This is a genomic window from Pedobacter sp. WC2423 (genome assembly GCF_040822065.1).
Taxonomy (GTDB): domain Bacteria; phylum Bacteroidota; class Bacteroidia; order Sphingobacteriales; family Sphingobacteriaceae; genus Pedobacter.
In genome coordinates this window covers 1,165,810-1,192,222 of the sequence record NZ_CP162005.1, presented here as the reverse complement: position 1 = coordinate 1,192,222, position 26,413 = coordinate 1,165,810, and the positions used below count along the sequence as shown (strand labels likewise).

Here is a 26,413-nt window from a genome sequence, read left to right as displayed (position 1 = left end):
TTAATCTTTATTATTTTCAACAATTCCAGTAACTATTGCGGCTTCATCTTCCAGGATATTAGCATGATGTACAGTATTTATGCTGATTACTTTCAGCTGATCCATATTTGTTAATACCTGATCCACATTATTAAAAGGCAGCGCTAGTAAATAGTCCTGTACTTCAAATTTGTCAGCTGGTATGGTCTGATCTGCCAGAGTCGCTTTAAATAGCACAACGTTTGTAGTTTCCAGCTTGCGGGAAATCAGCTGATCTCTTAATGCATATTCTGCCAGCAGGAAAGCCCTGACCTGTTCAGCCGTAGCTTCTATTTCCAGGCCATCCACTGCGCGCTGTACATCGGCTGCTGTGGGAGGTGTTCTGTAAGCCATTAGTTTTTCGTCACCATCACTGAGCGCTGTGTCCAGCAGGTAAACAGTGATATCCCGTATACCTTTCGCTTCCAGCAACGCTGCAGTTTCAAGCGCAATTTGTCCGCCTAAAGACCAGCCAAGCAAAGCATAAGATGTTTGTCCAGTTAGCCTTTGTACTCCCTCAATATAGTCCAGATAATGATCAGCCAGTTCCGAAAGATCACTTATTTTGACTGCATTATACAGGTTATAAGAATCTACACCATAACAACTATGCGTAACGCTTAGCTTTTCGGCCAGTGAAGTATATACCTCACTGCCCCCACCTCCGGGATGGATCATGAATAGATTAGGTTTATCTGTGGTGCTGTTTAATTTAACAATGATCTTATTCGTGTTTTCCAGCATTACAGCTAGCAAACTAACTGATCTTGCCATAAATATATCTGAGATCTTTATTCCGGATCGGAAAGCTTTATTGACTCTTTGCATCAGCCGGACAGCAGAAATACTATTTCCCCCTAAACTGAAAAAATCATCATCAATGCTGATCTTTTCTGCCTCAAGCTGTAATACTTCTGCGTAAATCCGGCATAGCTCTTCCTGTGTTTCATTCTCCGGTGCCTGGTACTGCCTGCTGCCTGTAAATGAGGGGTCTGGCAAAGCTTTTTTGTCCAGCTTACCATTGATCGTCAGCGGTAACTGTGCAATATATACCAAAACAGCCGGCACCATATATTCAGGTAAATGAGCTGCCAGATGCTGCAGGATACTTTCATGATCCAGCGGAGCTGACGATACATAATAAGCTGCCAGGTATTTCTGTGCCCCTTCTTTAGCCAGGACCACCGATTGACGGATACCCGGATAAGCGGATAACCTCGATTGAATCTCACCCAGCTCAATCCGGTAACCACGGATCTTTACCTGGAAATCGTTACGGCCAATATATTCCAGGCTGCCATCAGCAAGCGAACGCACTAAATCCCCTGTTTGATATAACCTGCCATAAGAAGTTTCCAGGAAGCGTTCCCTGGTCAGTTCAGGCTGGTTCAGGTAACCGCGTGACAAACCTGCCCCGCCTACATACAGCTCACCTACAGCCCCTAACGGAACCGGCTTCAGGTAATTGTTGAATACATAAGCCTGCTGATCAGGGATTGTTACCCCAATCAGAGAGCCGCTATCCAGTGCCGAAGGACTAATCAGTTTATAGGTTACATGGACCGTAGTTTCAGTGATGCCGTACATGTTGACCAGCTGAGGACTCTGCGCACTGTAACGGCTGTACCAGGGTTTCAGCTGGGATAAATTAAGCGCTTCCCCGCCAAAGATCACATAGCGTAAGCTACCCAGCAGTTCTGCCTTTTCAATGGCAATCGCACTGAACTGGTAGAAAGCATTCGGGGTCTGGTTTAAGACCGTTACCCCTTCCAGGGCACATAAACCGTAGAACTGTTCCAGGTCACGGGTCTGTTCATGGGTAGGAATAACCAGTTTGCCGCCATACAATAAAGCGCCCCACAACTCCCAGACACTGAAATCAAAGACATAAGAATGGAATAATGTCCATACATCCTGTTCATTGAAACCATACCAGTCATCGGTGGCCTTCAGCAACCGGACCACATTCCCATGTTCCTGCATCACCCCTTTGGGCTGACCGGTCGTACCACTGGTGTAAATCACGTAAGCCAGATGACCAGAACCCGTAGCAGTGACAGGATTCGAAACCCCATAAGCTGCAATCTCTGCCATTAAAGCCTCCGTAATTACAACTTTGGCCTTGATATCTGCTAAAATATAATTGACCCTTTCCGAAGGATAACCCGGATCAACCGGTACATAAGCAGCACCTGCTTTCAGCACGCCTAAAATAGCGACGACCATAAACGAAGAGCGTTCCAGGCAAAGTCCGATCAGATCGTCAGGCTGGATCTGATAACGGTCAATCAGGTAAGCTGCCAGTTGATTGGCCTGTGCATTCAGTTCCTGGTAAGTGAGGCTAATCCCTGCAAACACGGTAGCGACGCGATCCGGTGTTTGAATCACCTGTGCCTCAAACAGCGATTGAATCGTATCAGCTGAAGGATAGCTTAAGGCTGTAAACTTCATTTCATCTGCATAACGAAGATCAGTTGTTTTTAATCCCGGTTCAGTAGTTATTTGAAGAAGCAAAGATGAAATACCTTCCAGCACCTGTTGAATCATTGCATGCTCAAAGAGTTCACCTGCATATTGCAGCCTTAATACAACCTCATTTCCAGCTTCATAAGCAATAATACCCAACGGGTAATCCATTTTTTCTACAGCATGCCTGAATTCCAGTACTAATGTTTCATCTTCATCAGGTGTTTCAGCAACAGGATAGTTTTCATACACAAACAGACTGTTAAACAAACGAGTACCATTTTTCTGTAGGTTAGACAGATTAATATCACTGCGGTTATTGACCTCATTAATCTGTTCCTGTAATTTCCTGATTTCAACCAGAACAGCACCTTCAGTATGTTCCATAATTACCGGAAGTGTATTTATAAATAAGCCAACGGCTTGTTCAATATGATCAATTGGAAGATTACGACCAGAAACAGTCATACCCACAACTGTTGTATCACTAAACCCATAAACACTTAATTGTTTATGCCAGCAATACTGTAATACAGCATTGATCGTAAAACCTTGATCCAGACAGAATTGCTTCAATTGGATGTACTGCTTATCTTTCAAAATAAGCTGTTCCTCTGCTGATTGTTTGATATGCCTGTAATCTGATAATACCAGCTGCCTTTGAGAAGGCTTCATCAGGCTGCTGAGATCTTCCTGATCTTCCAGCGAACCAATGTAGTTTTCCCAGTAAGCCGCGTTATCTTTTTGATGCAGCTGTAAATATTGCTGCGCAGCTACATAGCTCTTATCAGCCTCCACATGGAACTTTTCTCCCTTGAGCAATTGCAGATAAATCGTATGAACTGTTTCCATCAATACAGGAGAACTCCAGCCATCCAGAATAGCATGATGACTGCTAAAAATGCAGGTATAATGATTTTCGCTGTGTTTCAGCAGGTAAACTCTGAACAGGTTTCCTGCCCGCAGATCATAAACCGATGCCCTGTCTTCGGCGAGAATTCGTTCCAGTTGCTGCTCATCATCCAGCTTCTGGTAACGCCAATCCAATACCCCTTCTTTATCTATAACCTGCACCAGCTCCTGTTCCCAGCTAAACCTTAACCTTAAAGCAGCATATTTTTGCTGGGCATACTTCCATGCCAATTGCAGTTTTTCCGGCTCTAAATGATTATGATAATCCCAGATTTGCTGCACACGGTAAGCATCATCTATATCTCCCTGATTCAAAGCATGGTAAATAAATCCTTCCTGCAAACTGCTGGTCAGATAAACACCCGCTATCTCACGTTTTCTCTGCAAATGATCCAGATAATCTTTTGATACGATATAATTGACATCAAATGGTGTAAGATAAGTCCGGTCCGACTGGCTTAAATAAACAATCAGCTCTTCCAGTTTCTGCTGGTAAACTGTGGCCAGCGCTGTTAATGTTTCTTCAGGAAGACTTCCTGTAATAGCAAACTGCAACTGACCAGCTGTAATACCGCCATTGATACTCATCATTCCTTCAGTTCTGTTTTCAGGAGCAGCTGTTAAACCACTGCTGTCTCCGGAAATAGTCCAGAGTGCTCCGGGTTCACTTTCCATCTGATCAAACTGACCCAGATAATTGAAGCTGATATAGGGCAGCTCATGCGTCGTATACCCGATCAGTGCACCATAGCCAATACCGTCTCCAGGTATTTTTCTAAGCATTTCTTTAACAGATACGATATTGGTCTCCAGTGAACCGGCAACAGTTTCCAGCATTACCGGGTACATGGTAGTGAACCAGCCCGCTGTTCCGGTAATATCCAGTTCAGTTGATAAAGATGTTCTTCCATGTCCTTCCAGCAGGATATAGTTCTTGTGACTGCCCGTCAGCTTAGCTAAAGCCATTCCTAAAGCAGTCAGTAATAAGTCATTGATCTGCGTTTGATAAACAGCGCTGCTTTTACGCAATAATAATGCGGTAAGCGTACTATCCAATGTGATACTGGCCTGGTTCAGGCCATCAACATATTTTTTACGGAGAATCGCATTGTTCGCACTTACTCCTGCAATAACCTGCTCCCAGTAATCCTTTTCACCTTCCTGAGCATAAGCAGTAACTGCATTTACCCATTGGCGGTAACTACTTCCTTTTATTCCCGGAACAGCAGTTGTCAGCTGTTTTGATAAGCGCTCATAAATCATTTGAAGATCGTCGCTGATTATCCGCCAGCTCACAGCATCTATAATCAGGTGATGAAAAGCAAAATAGATTTTTGCCCTTCCATCAGCATAGCCGTCCAGATAGCCCATCTGGAAAGTCTTACCACCAAAAATCTCAAAATCAGACTGCCAGCTGGTGAGCAATTCCTCTAATCCAATTGATGTATAGGTACTGACATCTGCATAATTAAGCTGAAATTCTGGTAATTCAGAGCTGTAAAATTGCGTATAATCCTTACGGTAACTTAACCTGAAAGCATCATGGTGCTTTAGCAATTCTACTATACTCTGTTTCAGTAATACCTGATCCAATAGCGGTACATCCAGCATAAACGACTGATTCCAATGATTGTATACTGGAAATAATCCTTTGTCAATATGATGGAAAAACCATTGCTGAATAGGTAATAAGGCTACTTCTCCGGTTAAAATACCTTGTTCCGCTACAATTGTTGCACGATTTGCACCGGCAATCACATGACGGTTAAGTGCAGCTATCGTTTTATGCGTAAAGATGTCTTTTACATTAATATGAATATTCAGCCTTTGTCTTAACCTGCTAACAAGCTGGATACTTACAATACTATCACCCCCCAGTTTAAAGAAGTCATCATGAATACCCACTTTTGAAACCTCGGTATTCAGCACCTCAGCATAAATGGCGCATAATTTTTCCTCAATTTCATTCTGCGGTGCCTGGTAGTTTTCATTGCCTGTAAATTCAGGATCAGGCAATGCTTTTCTATCAGGCTTTCCATTGATGGTTAACGGAATTTTATCAATAGGTACCAATATGGCCGGCACCATATAATCCGGTAATAATCCGGCTATATAAGTCAGTAAAGCTTGTTGGTCAAGTATTGTTTCTGACACGTAATATCCAACCAGGTACTTACTGGTGCCTTTGTCCTTAGCCAGTACCAGCGATTGCTGAACACCAGGATAAGAAGACAGTGCAGATTCAACTTCACCTGTTTCAATACGGTATCCCCTGATTTTTACCTGGAAGTCATTACGTCCGGCATATTCAAGGCTGCCGTCTGGCAAGTAACGTACCAGATCACCAGTCTTATAAAGTCTTCCATAACTCGTGTTCACAAACTTTTCTCTGGTTAGTCCATCCAGATTAAGATAGCCCCTTGCAACACCAGCTCCACCAACATACAACTCTCCTGTAGTTCCGGCAGGAACAGGAAGAAGACTGTTATTCAGTACATAAGTAGTCATATTGATCCCCGGACGACCTATATTTCTGCTGCCGCTTCCTTTGATATAATGATGTAACGTTGCACAGACTGTCGTTTCTGTAGGGCCATAAGCATTAACCAGATGAATGCCCTGATCATGATACAGTTCCATTAACCTTGGATCCGTCACATCTCCCGCTACGATTAATATTTCCAGCGGAAGAATATATTCCTTATTCAATAAAGCAGGAGGAATAGTTGCCATATGAATCTTATTGGCCTGAATGAAATCATATAACAATTCCAGATCAGTTCTGGTCTGACCGGCCGCAATGTAAAGCGTATTCCCATAAATCAGGGTGGCATAAACTTCCCATACATGCGCATCAAACACATAATTAGCATACCATAAACATTTTTTATTGCCGGCTGATAATCCTAATTCGAGTCCCTGCATCGTTACCAGATTTAATACTCCGCGATGTTCGATCATTACTCCTTTTGGCTGTCCTGTAGTTCCGCTGGTATAAATAACGTAAGCCAGGTTTTCTGCTTTTGCAGTTGTTACCGGATTTGTAACCGGATAATTCACTATTTCTTTTGCAGTCTGGTCCGTAATAACAACTTTTGCATGCGTATCAGCCAGGATGTAATTAATTCTATCTGCCGGATATCCAGGATCAACCGGTACATAAGCTGCACCAGATTTTAATACACCCAACATGGCGACCAGCATAAAAACAGAACGTTCCAGGCAAAGTGCAATCAGATCATCCGGTTGAACAGTATAATTTTCCAGCAGGTATGCTGCCAGCTGATTTGCACGTTCATTTAATTCCTCATATGTCAATTCCTCTCCCTCACATACTACTGCCACCTGATCAGGCGCCGTGAGTACCCGTGCTTCAAACATTTCCTGAATGGTTTGATGATCAGGATATTGGTGTGCAGTTGCATTCCACTGGCTAATGATCTGGTTATAGTCTTCATCAAGCAAACTATTCAATACAGGCTTATTTTCCAGAAGATTGTATAGGTTTTGCGTATAATAACGCATAAAATAATCCAGATAAGACTGATCCGCCATCTGGTCATGCGCGGTCATTGAAACGTGAAACCCTGTATCTCCTTGCTGAGAAACATTCAGGACAAACGGGATGTTAGATCTCTCATAACCAGAGCCTTCTTCTATACTATCTACACTTTCTTCAAAGATGTGGAAGTGCACAAAATTAAAAGCAAACTGATAGAGCTCCTGTCCGAACAAGGATTTAATTTTACCATATGGATACCCCTTGTAATTGTATAATTCAAGTTTCTGCTGGAATATACCTGTGATCTCATCATCTTTGCGAACCTGGTAACGGAAAGGAATTGTATTCAGGAACAGACCGAATAACTGGTCACCACCTTCTTTTTCCAGCCGGTTGTTCACCACAAGGCCAATCGTAATATCATCCTGATTTAAGAACATGGAAAGGGTATGCAGATAAACATAAATAAATAACGTGTCTGCACTTACATTTAATGACTGCGCCATTGCAAGCAGAGATTTACTCTGCTCTTTTTCCAGTTGCAGTATAGCAGAATAAAGTCCATTAGCCGAAGGAGCCGGATCATACTTCCACGATGCGGTAGTCAGGTTTACATCAGCAAGATAATTCTTCCAGAATGTTTGTGCCTCAACATCATTAATTACATTTTGTTCCCTCGCCACAAACTCTCCATAGTGCAAATCTATCCGGTTACTGATGGGTTCATCCCTTGTATAAGCATTTATAAATTCATTAACCAATGATGCGATACTCCAGCCATCTGTAATCGCATGATGGAAAGAGAAGATAAAATCGTATTGATTATCCAGCTTATTGATAATGACCCTGAACAGTCCTGCTTTTGCAAAATCAAAATCATGCTGACGCTCTTCCTCTATAAGTACTTCTGGATCCTGATACTCAATTACTTTAATATCCAGCTCGGCAGTATGCTGAATGATACAATCATAACCATGGTCAGACAAGACAAATCTGGCCCTTAACAATTCATGTTTCTGTATAAGTTGCTGGAAAATTCGTACCAGCTTATCATAATCAAATACATGAGCTATTCTATACCTGAAAACATCATGGTAAGTACCTTCTCTGCCCTGTTCAGATTCAAACAGCATACCTATCTGCAAATAACTTGCAGGATAGCTATCTGCCACCTCATCCGGATTGAATAGCTTTCGGTCTGTTAAACTGAAGGGCTGATACACTGCTGCTATATCCCCCTGCTCCTGTTGTAAAAGAAACTGGCTGATTCCCCGGATGTGTTTAAGCATAAATATATCCTTCACCCGGATTTGACTCTGCAGCCTGGTGTTAAGCTTACTCACCAAACGAATCGCAATAATACTGTCTCCCCCTAACCTGAAAAAATCATCATCAATGCTGATCTTTTCTGCTTCAAGCTGTAATACTTCTGCGTAAATCCGGCACAGCTCTTCCTGTGTTTCATTCTCCGGTGCCTGGTACTGCCTGCTGCCTGTAAATGAGGGGTCTGGCAAAGCTTTCTTGTCCAGCTTACCATTGATCGTCAGCGGCAACTGTGCAAGATGTACCAAAACAGCCGGCACCATATATTCAGGTAAATGAGCTGCCAGATGCTGCAGGATACTTTCATGATCCAGCGGAGCTGACGATACATAATAAGCTGCAAGGTATTTCTGTGCCCCTTCTTTAGCCAGGACCACCGATTGACGGATACCCGGATAAGAAGATAACCGCGACTCAATCTCACCCAGCTCAATCCGGTAACCACGGATCTTTACCTGGAAATCGTTACGGCCAATATATTCCAGGCTGCCATCAGCCAGCGACCGCACTAAATCCCCTGTTTGATATAACCTGCCATAAGAAGTTTCCAGGAAGCGTTCCCTGGTCAGTTCAGGCTGGTTCAGGTAACCGCGTGACAAACCTGCCCCGCCTACATACAGCTCACCTACAGCCCCTAACGGAACCGGCTTCAGGTAATTGTTGAATACATAAGCCTGCTGATCAGGGATTGTTACCCCAATCAGAGAGCCGCTATCCAGTGCCGAAGGACTAATCAGTTTATAGGTTACATGGACCGTAGTTTCAGTGATGCCGTACATGTTGACCAGCTGAGGACTCTGCGCACTGTAACGGCTGTACCAGGGTTTCAGCTGTGTTAAATTAAGTGCTTCCCCGCCAAAGATCACGTAGCGTAAACTGTCCAGCAGTTCTGCCTTTTCAATGGCAATCGCACTGAACTGGTAGAAAGCATTCGGGGTCTGGTTTAAGACCGTTACCCCTTCCAGGGCACATAAACCGTAGAACTGCTCCAGGTCACGGGTCTGTTCATGGGTAGGAATAACCAGTTTGCCGCCATACAATAAAGCGCCCCACAACTCCCAGACACTGAAGTCAAAGACATAAGAATGGAATAACGTCCAGACATCCTGTTCATTGAAACTATACCAGTCATCGGTGGCCTTCAGCAAACGGACCACATTCCCATGTTCCTGCATCACCCCTTTGGGCTGACCGGTCGTACCACTGGTGTAAATTACGTAAGCCAGATGGCCAGAGCCCGTAGCAGTAACAGGATTGGCTGTTCCATAAGCTGCAATCTCTGCCATTAAAGCCTCCGTAATTACAACTTTGGCCTTGATATCTGCTAAAATATAATTGACCCTTTCCGAAGGATAACCCGGATCAACCGGTACATAAGCAGCACCTGCTTTCAGCACACCTAAAATAGCTACGACCATAAACGAAGAGCGTTCCAGGCAAAGCCCGATCAGATCGTCAGGCTGGATCTGATAACGGTCAATCAGGTAAGCTGCCAGTTGATTGGCCTGTGCATTCAGTTCCTGGTAAGTGAGGCTATGCCCTGCAAACACGGTAGCGATGCGATCCGGTGTTTGAATCACCTGTGCCTCAAACAGCGATTGAATCGTATCAGCTGAAGGATAGCTTAAGGCTGCGAACTTCATTTCATCGGCATAATGGAGTTCTTTGATCGCAACTTCACTCTGCTGGGCAAGTTGTTTTAAAATCCGCTGGTAAGTATCGATATACCCCTCAATGGTAGCCTGATCAAATAAACTGGTCGCATAATTGAATGTACCCGCTATCTCCATATGACTATCATCCAACATTGTTGTCAGGTCAAATTTGGCTACTTGTGTACCGATATTTCCCTCATAAATTTCCAGCAATTCGTTAATTGCCGTGTTTTGTTCTCCGCCAAACTGTTCCATTCCGAACAGCACCTGGAATACAGGATGACGGGAACTATCCTGCGGAATTTCCAGTTCACTGACCAGCTTTTCAAAAGGCAGATCCTGGTAGCTTTGTGCCTCTTTCACTGCTTCACCTACCTGTTTAATAAACGCAGCAACTGTTTGCTCAGGATGTATCACTTCGCGCAATACCAGTGTATTGACAAAGAACCCGATCACTTCTTCGATCTGACTATGGTGCCGGTTTGCAATCGGAGTACCCAATACAATATCCTGCTGATTACTATAGCTACCCAATAACAGGTAATAGCCACTCAATAATAAACTGTATAAACTAACTTCCAGCTCTTTCGCTTTAGCTCTTAAAGCATTACTGGTCATTGCATCTATTTTAAAATTAAGATTTGCCCCCACATAGCTCAATTGCGCTGGTCTTGGCCGGTCTAAGGGCAGGTTCAACGTTTCATAACCCGATAACCTCATTTTCCAATAAGCCAGCTGTTTTTCCAATACTGCGCCTGTCAGATAACTTCTCTGCCATAACGCAAAATCTTTATATTGGATAGCCAGAGCAGGCAGTGACTCCTTATCCGTATAATAATTAATTAATTCGCGGATCAGCAGATCAGTCGACCAGCCATCAAAAGCAATATGGTGTAATACAATGCTCACATAAGCTGTTTCATGCAACTGGTAAACTTTTACCTTTACCGGGTACTCCCTGTCCAGCTGGAATACATGGTTTACCGCCTCACTCATCATTTGCTCCAAAACCTCTTCAGTTTCAACAACGATTCTTTCTACCGGCAAAGCATCTTTCATGACCAGTTGATATCCACGGCCTTCACTACTGGTTTTGATCAGGGTACGCAACACTTCATGCCGCTGTACTACCGCTTCAAGTCCGGCAATTATTTTCTCCGTAGCTGTGGTATGATGCAGTTTAAACAGCAATGGAATGTTATACGCATTGCTACCCCCCTCGTAAGTCTCAATGAACCATAAACGCTCCTGTGCGAAAGACAATGCCTGATCTTCCAGTTGATCAATAACAGGAGCAACAATCCTGAGCTCCTCATGAGTACCGTTCATTAATTGTGCTGCCAGCCTTCTTATGCTGGTATGGCCGAACAAAGTGGCCACACTAATCTCCGTAAGCAGTAATTTATTCAACTTACTGACCAGCTTAATCGCCAGAATACTATTTCCCCCTAAGCGGAAGAAATCATCATCAATGCTAATTTGATTCTCTTTTAATGCTAATACCTCCGCATAAAGTGAACACAGTTGTACTTGCAGTTCATTTTCTGGTGCATGATACGTATCGGTAACAGGGTCGGGTAAAGCATTTCTATTCAGCTTACCATTAGCCGTTAACGGCAAATCAATAAGATGAATCAATAAAGCTGGTACCATATACACTGGCAACTGATTATGCAGCCATGAAAATAACTGCTGTTCATCCAACGCAGTCTCTGCTACATAATAACCTATCAGATTCTTTAAACCAGAATTTACTTCTTTAGCCAATACAACTGCTTGTTTAATACCCGGATATGCAGAAAGCTTCGCTTCTATCTCCCCCGGTTCAATACGGTACCCTTGTATCTTTACCTGGGAATCGTTCCTTCCCATATATTCAAGATTACCATCTGCCAGATAACGAACCAGATCGCCTGTTCTATACAAGCTGCCCGTTTCAGTGAAATGATCATCGATAAACCTTTCCGAAGTTAATTCCGGCAAATGCAGGTAACCTCTTGCTACACCAGCACCACCTATATAAAGCTCTCCGGCCGCACCTGCAGGAACAGGACGCAGCTCATTATCCAGCACATACAAATTATAATTCGCATAAGCCTTTCCGATAGAAAAATCCTTTACTGTTTCATCAATTGTAAAATAAGAAGCACCCACCGTAGTTTCAGTAGGCCCGTATTCATCAATAATTTGCGAAGCATATTTTAAGATACTGCTGATATGATTACTTAAGAGTTTCTCTCCCCCAACAATGGCCAGTCTGACCGGCAAATCAGGAGAATTCAGCAGTGATAAATAACCTGGCGTAGATTTCACTAATTCTATCCTGTTGTCCAGCAGATGCCGCTCATAATCAACCACATTTATAATATCACGTCCAAATACATAGACTGTTTTACCAAAGCAAAGCGGAAATAATGTAGTCGTGACCGATAAATCAAAAGCAAGATTACTGGAAAAATCAACTTTTTTAATGTCTTCAGCAATCACCTCAGCCAGGTTAAATAGATAATTCACCACATTCCGGTGTTCTACCATTACCCCTTTAGGTTTTCCTGTCGTCCCACTGGTGTAAATCACATAGGCAAGGTGATTCATTTTATTTACCTGCTCAGGGTTTGCTTTTGAATAAGTGATCTCCAGAGTCAATTGCAATAGCGCATCATCCAGATTCAGTACAGCTACCACGCCCAGTGAGGCTAACCTTTCTGAATGCTGATCGTTACTCAATACCACTTTAGTACCGGTATCAGACAGCATATAACTGATTCGTTCATCAGGATAGCCAGGATCAACCGGTACGTAAGCACCACCAGATTTCAGCACCGCAAGAATAGCGATCAGCATATAGTCAGAACGATCCATGCCAATGGCAATCAGCTCATCAGGCTGAATCTCATAAGTCTTTTTCAGATAAGCGGCCAGCTGATTAGCCTTTTCATTTAATTCCCGGTAAGTGAGTGTTTGTCCTGCATACACTACCGCCGCATGAGCTGGTAAAAGTGCCGCCTGAGCTTCAAATAAAGATTGAACCGATAAGGTCTCCGGATATTCCCGATGACCAGCATTGCTATCATAAACAAGCTCCTGATATTGCTTTTCATCCACATAACGCAGCTCTTTAATTCTCAACCCGCGATTTTGCACCTTTATCAAGGTGGCAAACTGCTTCAAAATTTCTTTATAAGTGGTAATATATCCGTTGATTGTAGCTGGTTTAAACAAACTGGTCGCATAATTGAATAATCCGATGATTTCCTTTCCACTATCATCCATCAATGCGGAGAGATCAAACCGGGCAATTTTGTAGCTCGTTTCCTCCTCTCCTTTATAGAAATCCAGCAGTTCGTTTACTGCACTCTGCTGTTCCTCGCCAAACTGTTCTATTCCAAACAATACCTGGAACACAGGATGTCTTGAACTATCCTGTAATACAGCCAGTTCTCCTACCAGTTTCTCAAAAGGCAGATCCTGATGCAGCTGTGCTTGCCGGCCGGTATCTCCTACCTGGCGGATAAAGTTTACCAGTTGCTGTTCCGGATTCAGCTCCTGCCTCAAAGCCAGTGTATTGACAAAGAATCCGATCACTTCCTGAATTTCTTCATGATGGCGGTTGGCTACAGGACTACCTATCACAATATCCTGCTGATTACTATAGCCAGCCAGCAGCAGATAATAACCGCTAAGCAGTAAGCTGTACATACTGACTTCCAGTTCACGTGCAACGGTTTTTAAATCGTCACTTGTAGACTCATCGATACTGAAAAATAAATCTGCCCCAGCATAGCTGACCCTGGAAGGTCTTAAAAAGTCAGTTGATAAATTCAGGGTTTCATAACCCGATAACCTATTTTTCCAGTAATTCAGCTGTTTGTCTAATACTGCGCCAGTTAAATAATTCCGCTGCCATAGTGCAAAATCTTTATACTGTATATTTAAAGCAGGCAGTGGCTCCTTACTATAATAATTATGCAATAATTCCCGGATCAGCAGATCAGTTGACCAGCCATCAAAAGCAATATGATGAATCACAATGCTTACAAAAGTATTTTCCTGATAATTATACACATTTACCAGCATAGGATATTCATCAGCTAACTGGAATATATGATTCACTGATTTTACAATTCCTGCTGTCAGTTCCTCCTCAGTACTCACTTTGAGACGTGTGATTTGCAAAGGCATAAGATTCTGATCCATGACCAGTTGATAGCCATTACCTTTGCTATTTGTTTTGATCAGACTATGTAGTACTTCATGTCTGTTGACCACAGCTATTAAACTCTTCAGTAAATTTTCAAGATGAGTTGATTCCTTCAGTTTAAATACTACAGGAATATTATAAGCATGACTGCCACCTTCATAAGATTCAATAAACCACAGACGTTCCTGTGCAAATGATAACAACTGGTCTGCTGCATCAGAAACCAGCGGCGCTATGATTTTCACTGCCGTCGATTCCGCATCAGCCAATTGTACAGCCAGCTTGCGGATTGTAGAATGGGTAAGGATGGTAACTACAGGCAACCGGGTATTCAATAGTTTGTTTACTTTACTCACCAACTTAATCGCCCTTATACTGTCCCCGCCTAACCTGAAAAAGTCCTCATCAATTCCAATCTTTGAACTATCCAGTCCCAGCACTTCTCCATACAACATACCTAGTTTTTTCTGCAAGTCATTTTCAGGCGCATGATATAAGCGGAGCGTCTTGAATTCGGCTTCAGGTAATGCTTTTCTATCCAGTTTTCCATTGACAGTCAGCGGGAAAGCAGTCAGATGAATAAACATTGCCGGCACCATGTATTCAGGTAACTGGTTATGGAGTTCAGCAGATAAACCGGCACTATCAAGCGCTGTATCCGATACATAATAGGCCACCAGGTATTTACTTTGATCAGAAACCTGCGTTTTTGCCAATACAACAGCCTGTTTGATCGCCGGATATTCAAGCATCCGGGATACGATCTCCTCTAACTCTATCCGGTGTCCTCTTATTTTTACCTGAAAATCATTTCTTCCCAGGTATTCCAGAGAACCATCCTGTAAATAACGAACCAGATCACCAGTTTTATAAAGTTTATTGTTTTTTTCTGCTGAAGCCGGAAAAGGATTAGTTATAAAGCGTTCTTCCGTTAACTCCGGCAGATTTAAATATCCCCTGGCAACTCCTGCACCACCAATATATAATTCACCAATAGCCCCTATAGGTAACAGTGTATGTTTATTGTCCAGTACATAAGCTGTTGTATTCGCTATAGGATGACCAATATCCGTACTGAAATTCTCCCGGGTATTCAACTGATTTAATGACCATATCGTTGTTTCTGTAGGGCCATATACATTCAGCAAATAAGCGATATCATGTTTGGAAAGTATTTCATTCAGCAGTTCCAGGTGAATTGCTTCCCCGCCAATAAATAACTTTAACTGCGGATTGTTAAACAGAAATACTTCGTATTTAGCCGACAATAATCCCGGGGTCATTTGAATAAAGCTGTATTTAGCCGCATCTATCAGGTCCACTTTACTGTCTGATAACTCAATACAACCACCACTGATCAGTGGTAATCCGTATTCCAGGCCCCAGATATCAAAAACATAGCTGGTCACAGATAAAGTACTGATCTGCTCCTGTGCATCAAAGTAAGTATCCCGGTAATAGGTAATCAGGTTCACGTAGGAATGCTGCGCGATCATTACACCTTTAGGCATTCCGGTTGTACCACTTGTATAAATTACATAGGCCAGATCATCTGGCCTGCTTAAATGAACAGGTTTTTCACCAGCATAAGTAATAGCCAGCTGTCTGTATAAAGAATCGTCATCTATGTGCTCTTTTGAAATCCCTGAATCCACGGTTAACAATTCAAGTCCTGCAGGGTAAGATTTATTGGTCAATACGATACGTGCCCTGGTATCCGAAAGGATATAACCGATTCTTTCCAGTGGAAGTTCCGGATCTACAGGAACATATGCACCACCGGATTTTAATACGGCCAGGATAGCAATCAGCATATATGCTGAACGTTCAAGACAAAGAACCACCAGATCATCAGGCTGTATCTGGTAAACATCCTGAAGATATATTGCCAGCAAATCCGCTTTTTCATTCAGCTCTTGGTAAGAAAGATGCCTGTTTTCATAGACCACAGCAACGTTATCAGGCGTGCGGGCTACCTGTGCCTCAAATAATTCCCTGATGGTCTGATCATCCGGGTAACTGCGCGAAGTATTATTCCATTGACAAATTTGATTATAATCAGCTTCAGGTAAGGTATTAAAATCGGGCTGGCCATTAATCACAGTTTCCAGATTTCGCTCATAGTACCGCATAAATTGTGCAAGAGATGCGGAATCAGCCACATTTTCGTGTGCTGTTAATCTTGCTTCAAAAGCAGTCTGTCCAATTTGGGAAACGTTTAAAACAAATGGAATATTTGTTTTCTCATAACCAATACTGGAGGGTACATCATCCTGCTGATCGTTCAGGATATGAAAGTTTACGAAATTAAAGGCGAACTGATAGGCATCCTGCCCCAATATCGATTTAATCATTCCATAAGGGTAACCTCTGTAAGGATATAATGCCAGTTTCTGCTCAAATACAGCCCTGATCTGATCATTTTCTGCGTTAACTTTATACCGGAAAGGAATCGTATTTAAGAACAGCCCAAACAACTCATCCCCACCTTCTTTTTCCATCCGGTTATTCACGACCAGACCAATCGTAATATCATCCTGATTCAGGAATCTGGCTAATGTATGCAGGTATACATAAATAAATATACTGTCTGCGCTGATATCCAGAGATCGGGCAAGTGCTAATACACCCCGGCTCTTCTCTTCCGTTAATTCAAATACAGCATCAGCACAGGTATCATTTTTCTGACCTGCTGCGTTCACATGCTTCCATTTTACCTCGGTAGTCTGAAAATCTTTCAGGTAATCTTTCCAGTATATTTCAGTTGCCGGATCATTAATTATACTTTGTTCTTTAGCTATGAACTCACCATAATGTAAATCAATATGGCCTGCTACAGGGTTACCTGTGGTATAAGCCGTGATAAATTCATGAGAAAGAGAGGCTATACTCCAACCATCTTCTATCGCATGATGAATAGAAAAAATAAGATCATAAGTATCCTCATATTGATTAATAATAATCCTGAAAAGTCCAGCTTTCGTAAAATCAAAAGGATGTGCATGCTCATTATCCATGATAGCTGTTGTACTTCCATGGTCAATTACCGATATATCCAGTTCAATTTTATGCTGAATAATACAGTCATAACCATGGTCTGAGACTATAAATTTTGCTCTTAACAACTCATGCTTCTGTACAAGCTGTTCCCATATTGCGATGAACTTATCCTCATGGAAAGCATGATTGATCGTGTAGGCAGATATATTATGATACGTACCTTCGCTGCCCTGTTCAGATTCAAACAGCATACCTATCTGTAAATAACTTGCAGGATAGCTATCTGCCACCTCATCCGGATTGAATAGTTTCCGGTCTGTTAAACTGAATGGCTCATACACCGCTGCTATATCCCCCTGCTCCTGTTGTAAAAGAAACTGGCTGATTCCCCGGATGTGTTTAAGCATAAATATATCCTTCACCCGGATTTGACTCTGCAGCCTGGTGTTAAGCTTACTGACCAAACGAATCGCAATAATACTGTCTCCCCCTAACCTGAAGAAATCATCATCAATGCTGATCTTTTCTGCTTCAAGCTGTAATACTTCTGCGTAAATCCGGCACAGCTCTTCCTGTGTTTCATTCTCCGGTGCCTGGTACTGCCTGCTGCCTGTAAATGAGGGGTCTGGTAAAGCTTTCTTGTCCAGCTTACCATTGATCGTCAGCGGCAACTGTGCAAGATGTACCAAAACAGCCGGCACCATATATTCAGGTAAATGAGCAGCCAGGTGCTGCAGGATACTTTCATGATCCAGCGGAGCTGACGATACATAATAAGCTGCCAGGTATTTCTGTGCACCTTCTTTAGCCAGCACCACCGATTGACGGATACCCGGATAAGCGGATAACCGCGATTCAATCTCACCCAGCTCAATCCGGTAACCACGGATCTTTACCTGGAAATCGTTACGGCCAATATATTCCAGGCTGCCATCAGCCAGCGACCGCACTAAATCCCCTGTTTGATATAACCTGCCATAAGAAGTTTCCAGGAAGCGTTCCCCGGTCAGTTCAGGCTGGTTCAGGTAACCTCGTGACAAACCTGCCCCGCCTACATACAGCTCACCTACAGCCCCTAACGGAACCGGCTTCAGGTAATTGTTGAATACATAAGCCTGCTGATCAGGGATCGTTACCCCAATCAGAGAGCCGCTATCCAGTGCCGAAGGACTAATCAGTTTATAGGTCACATGGACCGTAGTTTCAGTGATGCCGTACATGTTGACCAGCTGCGGACTCTGCGCACTGTAACGGCTGTACCAGGGTTTCAGCTGGGATAAATTAAGTGCTTCCCCGCCAAAGATCACGTAGCGTAAACTGTCCAGCAGTTCTGCCTTTTCAATGGCAATCGCACTGAACTGGTAGAAAGCATTCGGGGTCTGGTTTAAGACCGTTACCCCTTCCAGGGCACATAAACCGTAGAACTGTTCCAGGTCACGGGTCTGTTCATGGGTAGGAATAACCAGCTTGCCGCCATACAATAAAGCGCCCCACAACTCCCAGACACTGAAGTCAAAGACATAAGAATGGAATAACGTCCATACATCCTGTTCATTGAAACCATACCAGTCATCGGTGGCCTTCAGCAACCGGACCACATTCCCATGTTCCTGCATCACCCCTTTGGGCTGACCGGTCGTACCACTGGTGTAAATCACGTAAGCCAGATGACCAGAACCCGTAGCAGTAACAGGATTGGCTGTTCCATAAGCTGCAATCTCTGCCCTTAAGGCCTCCGTAATTACAACTTTGGCCTTGATCTCTGCTAAAATATAATTGACCCTTTCCGAAGGATAACCCGGATCAACCGGTACATAAGCAGCACCTGCTTTCAGCACACCTAAAATAGCGACGACCATAAACGAAGAGCGTTCCAGGCAAAGTCCGATCAGATCGTCAGGCTGGATCTGATAATGCTCAATCAGGTAAGCTGCCAGTTGATTGGCCTGTGCATTCAGTTCCTGGTAAGTGAGGCTATGCCCTGCAAACACGGTAGCGACGCGATCCGGTGTTTGGCTCACCTGTGCCTCAAACAGCGATTGAATCGTATCAGCTGAAGGATAGCTTAAGGCTGCGAACTTCATTTCATCTGCATAATGGAGTTCTTTGATCGCAACTTCACTCTGCTGGGCAAATTGTTTTAAAATCCGCTGGTAAGTATCGATATACCCCTCAATGGTAGCCTGATCAAATAAACTGGTCGCATAATTGAACGATCCTGTAAGCTCTGCACTGCTATCGTCGAGCATTACTGATAAATCAAATTTTGCTACCTGATAATTTTCACCCTCATTATATGCTTCTAATAAAGCACTTACTTCACTCTTTTGCGCTCCGCCAAACTGGGCTACACCGAACAGCACCTGGAATACAGGATGACGGGAACTATCCTGCGGAATTTCCAGTTCACTGACCAGCTTTTCAAAAGGCAGATCCTGATAGCTTTGTGCCTCTTTCACTGCCTCACCTACCTGTTTAATAAATGCAGCAACTGTTTGCTCAGGGTCAAGCACTTCACGCAATACCAGCGTATTCACAAAGAACCCGATCACTTCTTCAATTTCTTTATAATGACGGTTTGCAACAGGACTGCCAATTACAATATCCTGCTGATTACTATAGCTACCCAATAACAGATAATAGCCACTCATTAACAGACTATACATACTTACACCCAGCTCTTTCGCTTTAGTTCTTAAAGCATCACTGGTCATTGCGTCGATGCTAAAATCAATAGTTGCACCCACATAGCTCAATTGCGCTGGCCTTGGCCGGTCTAAGGGCAGGTTCAACGTTTCATAACCCGATAACCTCGTTTTCCAATAAGCCAGCTGTTTCTCCAATACTGCGCCTGTCAGATAACTTCTCTGCCATAACGCAAAGTCTTTATATTGGATAGCCAGAGCAGGCAATGAATCCTTATCCGTATAATGATGCAATAATTCGCGGATCAGCAGATCAGTTGACCAGCCATCAAAAGCAATATGGTGTAATACAATGCTTACATAAGCTGTTTCATGCAACTGGTACACCTTTACTTTTACCGGATACTCTCTATCCAGCTGGAATACATGGTTTACCGCCTCACTCATCATTTGCTCCAAAACCTCTTCAGTTTCAACAACGATTCTTTCTACCGGCAAAGCATCTTTCATGACCAGTTGATATCCACGGCCTTCGCTATTGGTTTTGATCAGCGTACGTAATACTTCATGACGTTGCACTAACGCTTCAAATCCGGCGATTATTTTCTCTGTAGCTGTGGAATGATGCAGTTTAAACAGCAAAGGAATGTTATAGGCATTACTACCCCCCTCATAAGCCTCAATGAACCATAACCGTTCCTGTGCGAAAGACAATGCCTGATCTTCCAGTTGATCAATAACAGGCGCGATCATCTTGATTTCTTCCTGAGTACTATCTTCCAGTTGATCAGCTAACTGACTGATTGTAGTGTAACTAAAAATATCTGCTACACTGAGTTGTGTATCCAGTAATTTATTCAACCGGCTAACCAGCCGGATTGCCAGTATACTATCTCCTCCCAGCGCAAAGAAATCATCATGAATACTGATTTGATCCTCCTCTAGTTCTAATATTTCTGCATAAACTGCGCACAATTTTTCCTGCACTTCATTCTCAGGAGCACGGTAACCATTGACAGCGGTAAAAGCCGCATCGGGTAATGCTTTTTTGTCGAGCTTACCATTCACCGTCAAAGGCATAAAATCTATAGGTACTATCGCAGCCGGAACCATATATTCAGGTAACTGCTGTGCCAGAAAAGCTTGTAAAACAGCAGTATCAATCAGTTGCGCTGAAACATAATAGCCTGCCAGGCTTTTCACCCCGTCGCTTAGCGATCTGGCAATCACTACCGCTTGTTTGATACCAGGATAAGCAGCCAGTCTGTTTTGAATTTCTTCCAGCTCGATCCTGTACCCCCTTATTTTCACCTGCGAATCATTCCGGCCAATATATTCTATATTTCCATCCAGCAGGTATCTTACCTGGTCACCTGTTTTATAAAGTCTGCCCTGACCTGTAAAAGGATTTTCAACAAAGCGTTCTTCCGTTAATTCCGGAAGATGCAGATATCCTCTCGCTACACCTGCACCTCCAACATATAATTCACCAATAGCTCCTGCCGGAACCGGCTGCATATAGCTATTCAATATATAAGCCGTTGTATTGGCGAGAGGATGGCCAATATTCCTATTGCTGCTACCAGTGCTATACTGATGAAGCGTAGCGCATACAGTAGTTTCTGTAGGCCCGTAAGCATTAATTACGTTTGTACCGGATTGCTTGTACAACTCCATTAACTGATTACTTGTAACATCTCCGGCTACAACCAGCGTTTCCAGTGACAATACCTCTTCCTTATCGAGCAAAGCAGGAGGAATAGTGGCAATCTGGATCTGATGATCAGTTATATAATTTTTTAATAAAAAGATATCTTTCCTGTGTCTGTCATCCACAATATACAAGCGATGCCCATTGAGCAATGCGGTAAATAACTCAGAAACATGCGCATCAAACACATAATTAGCATACCATAAACAATGTTTATAGCCATCAGATAATCCGAAGGCAGCACCTTGTATCAACGCAAGGTTTACTACACCACCATGTTCTACCATTACTCCTTTAGGTTTACCGGTAGTTCCACTGGTATAGATCACGTAGGCAAGATTTTCAGCTCCCGCAGTGGTAACGGGGTTTGTGACCGGATAAGCACTAAGCTCAGGCTGATAGTCATCAGTAATTACAACTTTTGCGCTCGTATCTGCTACCATATAAGCTATCCGCTCCTTTGGATAGCCAGGATCTATGGGTACATAAGCAGCTCCTGATTTCAAGACCGCCAGAATCGTGACGATTAACTGTTCAGATCTTTCCATGCAAATTGCAATCAGGTCATCAGGTTTTATCGCGTAAGTTGCCTTCAGATAAGCCGACAACTGATTACTGCGTTCATTGAGTTCAAGATAACTAAGCTGCTGATCATTAAATACTAATGCTATCTGATCTGGTATTAATACAGCCTGTTTTTCAAACAGAGCATGGATAGTCTGATGAACAGGATAATCCATGCGAACAGTATTCAGGTCCTGAACAATCTGCTTAAAAGATATACTATTCAGATAATGAAGATCTTTGATCCGCTGTCCCTGTTTCAATTTTGACAACTGTAACAGTATTTCTTTATAAGTAGTGATATATCCTTCAATGGTAGAAGCCGTAAACAAGCTTGTAGCATAATTAAGTGTACCCATGATCTCATGACCACTATCGTCCATTGCCATAGACAGATCCAGCTTTGCTACATTAAAAGCAGCTGTGCCTTCGTACACTTCCAATAATTCAGCGACCTCTTCTTTTTCAATGCCGCCAAATTGTTCCAAACCAAAAAGTACCTGGAAGATCGGATGCCGTGAGCTGTCCGGTAAAACTCCAAGTTCTCCTACTAATTTTTCAAATGGCAGATCCTGATATAATTGTGCCTCCCTGACAGCGTTTCCGACCTGCTTTATAAAAGCCGTCAATTCCTGTTCTGCATCCAGCTGCTCCCGCAAAACCATCGTATTCACAAAAAAACCGATCACCTCTTCCAGCTCAGTATAATGGCGGTTAGCTATAGGACTACCCACAACAATATCCTGTTGATTACTGTAAGTACTTAATACTAAATAATAGCCACTCAACAGTAAGGTATACATACTTACTTCCAGTTCCCGGGCTACTGCTCTCAGTGAATTACTGGTTGTCTCGTCCAGGCTGAAATCCAGATCAGCCCCTTCGTAATTTAATTGTGCAGGCCTTGGCAGGTCAGTTATCAAATTCAGTGTTTCATAACCCGATAACTTATCTTTCCAATAGCTTAACTGTTTCTCCAGGATTTCTCCTGTCAGGTAACTACGCTGCCACAGTGCATAATCTTTGTATTGAAGATTTAAGGGCGGTAATAAAGCTGTTGTATTGTAATTGTGCAACAGCTCACGAATAAAAATATCAGTTGACCAGCCATCAAAAGCAATGTGATGCAATACCACACTGATATACTGCTCACCGTTAAAATTATAGGTTGTTACCCGGACCGGATACTCCTCAGCTAACCTGAATATATGATTGACTGCTTTGTCAATACCAGCCGATAATTCTTCCACCGAATCTACCCGGAGCTGTTCTATCTTTAATGGCATGATTTCATCATCCATAACGAGTTGATATCCCTCTCCTTCACTACCAGTTTTAATTAAACTGCGCAAAACTTCATGGCGATTTACAATGGCCTTTAATGCACTTAAAATTCGTTCCGGGTCTGTTGTATCCCGCAGCTTAAATACCATAGGAACATTATATACATTACTTGCACCTTCATAGGCCTGGACAAACCATAAACGTTCCTGAGCAAAGGATAACAACTGTTCTTCCGGATGGGTAATAAAAGGAACTGTAATTTTCAGCGCAGCAGCTTCCTTACCGTATAATTGTGCCGCCATTTTCCGGATAGTAGGATAGCTGAAGATGCCCGATACATTCATCCTGATCTCCATTACTCCGTTTATTTTACTCATTAGTCTGATGGCAGAAATACTGTCTCCCCCTAACCTGAAAAAATCATCATCAATGCTGATCTTTTCTGCTTCAAGCTGTAATACTTCTGCGTAAATCCGGCACAGCTCTTCCTGTGTTTCATTCTCCGGTGCCTGGTACTGCCTGCTGCCTGTAAATGAGGGGTCTGGCAAAGCTTTCTTGTCCAGCTTACCATTGATCGTCAGCGGCAACTGTGCAAGATGTACCAAAACAGCCGGCACCATATATTCAGGTAAATGAGCTGCCAGATGCTGCAGGATACTTTCATGATCCAGCGGAGCTGACGATACATAATAAGCTGCAAGGTATTTCTGTGCCCCTTCTTTAGCCAGGACCACCGATTGACGGATACCCGGATAAGAAGATAACCGCGACTCAATCTCACCCAGCTCAATCCGGTAACCACGGATCTTTACCTGGAAATCGTTACGGCCAATATATTCCAGGCTGCCATCAGCCAGCGACCGCACTAAATCCCCTGTTTGATATAACCTGCCATAAGAAGTTTCCAGGAAGCGTTCCCTGGTCAGTTCAGGCTGGTTCAGGTAACCGCGTGACAAACCTGCCCCGCCTACATACAGCTCACCTACAGCCCCTAACGGAACCGGCTTCAGGTAATTGTTGAATACATAAGCCTGCTGATCAGGGATTGTTACCCCAATCAGAGAGCCGCTATCCAGTGCCGAAGGACTAATCAGTTTATAGGTTACATGGACCGTAGTTTCAGTGATGCCGTACATGTTGACCAGCTGAGGACTCTGCGCACTGTAACGGCTGTACCAGGGTTTCAGCTGTGTTAAATTAAGTGCTTCCCCGCCAAAGATCACGTAGCGTAAACTGTCCAGCAGTTCTGCCTTTTCAATGGCAATCGCACTGAACTGGTAGAAAGCATTCGGGGTCTGGTTTAAGACCGTTACCCCTTCCAGGGCACATAAACCGTAGAACTGCTCCAGGTCACGGGTCTGTTCATGGGTAGGAATAACCAGCTTGCCGCCATACAATAAAGCGCCCCACAACTCCCAGACACTGAAGTCAAAGACATAAGAATGGAATAACGTCCAGACATCCTGTTCATTGAAACCATACCAGTCATCGGTGGCCTTCAGCAAACGGACCACATTCCCATGTTCCTGCATCACCCCTTTGGGCTGACCGGTCGTACCACTGGTGTAAATCACGTAAGCCAGATGACCAGAGCCCGTAGCAGTAACAGGATTGGCCGTTCCATAAGCTGCAATCTCTGCCCTTAAGGCCTCCGTAATTACAACTTTAGCCTTGATATCTGCTAAAATATAATTGACCCTTTCCGAAGGATAACCCGGATCAACCGGTACATAAGCAGCACCTGCTTTCAACACACCTAAAATAGCGACGACCATAAACGAAGAGCGTTCCAGGCAAAGCCCGATCAGATCGTCAGGCTGGATCTGGTAACGGTCAATCAGGTAAGCTGCCAGTTGATTGGCCTGTGCATTCAGTTCCTGGTAAGTGAGGCTATGCCCTGCAAACACGGTAGCGATGCGATCTGGTGTTTGAATCACCTGTGCCTCAAACAGCGATTGAATCGTATCAGCTGAAGGATAGCTTAAGGCTGCGAACTTCATTTCATCTGCATAATGCAGTTCTTTGATCGCAACTTCACTCTGCTGGGCAAATTGTTTTAAAATCCGCTGGTAAGTATCGATATACCCCTCAATGGTAGCCTGATCAAATAAACTGGTCGCATAATTGAATGATCCTGTAAGCTCTGCCCCACTATCATCCACCATAGTTGTGATATCAAATTTAGCTGCTGCATGATTTTCGGCACCAGCATATGTTTCCAGCAATTCGTTAATTGCCGTGTTTTGTTCTCCACCAAACTGTTCCATTCCAAACAGCACCTGGAATACAGGATGACGGGAAGTATCCTGCGGAATTTCCAGTTCACTGACCAGCTTTTCAAAAGGCAGATCCTGATAACCTTGCGCTTCTTTGACTTCTTCGCCCACCTGTTTAATAAACGCAGCAACTGTTTGTTCGGGGTTTAGCTCTTGCCGTAAGGCTAATGTATTGACAAAGAACCCGATCACTTCTTCGATCTGACTATGGTGCCGGTTTGCAATCGGAGTACCCAATACAATATCCTGCTGATTACTGTAAGTACCCAATAACAGGTAATAACCACTCAATAATAAACTGTATAAACTAACTTCCAGCTCTTTCGCTTTAGCTCTCAAAGCATCACTGGTCATTGCATCGATACTAAAATTTAAATCTGCACCAGCATAATTCAACCGGGCTGGTCTTGGTTTGTCTGTTAATAAATTAAGTGTCTCATAACCTGATAACTTTGTTTTCCAATAGGTCAGCTGTTTCTCCAATACTGCGCCTATCAGATAACTTCTCTGCCATAACGCAAAGTCTTTGTATTGAATATCCAAAGCTGGCAATGGTTGTTCGCCAGCATAATGCGCTAATAATTCACGGATTAAAATGTCAGCCGACCAGCCATCAAAAGCAATATGGTGTAACACAATGCTCACAAAATTCGTTGCATTGAATTCATAAACCTTTACCTGTACCGGATACTCACTGTCCAGTCTGAACACATGGTTTACCGCTTCATTAATTCTTGTTTCCAGCATCTCCTGCGCAAAAACAACGATTCTTTCTATAGGCAGAGCATCGTCCATGACCAGTTGATACCCACGGCCCTCACTACTCATTTTAACCACACTTCTCAGCACCTCGTGC

1 protein-coding gene (cut by a window edge) is annotated in these 26,413 nt (G+C 43.3%); it reads right to left on the bottom strand.

Annotated features, from left to right (window positions below; all coding sequences use genetic code 11):
- A protein-coding gene (locus AB3G38_RS04440; protein WP_367867291.1) for a non-ribosomal peptide synthase/polyketide synthase crosses the window boundary here: on the bottom strand, positions 1 to 26,413 show its 3' portion. 12,191 nt of this gene lie beyond the right edge of the window; the window shows 26,413 of its 38,604 coding nt (coding positions 12,192–38,604); its start codon lies off the right edge, out of view; the stop codon is at positions 1 to 3.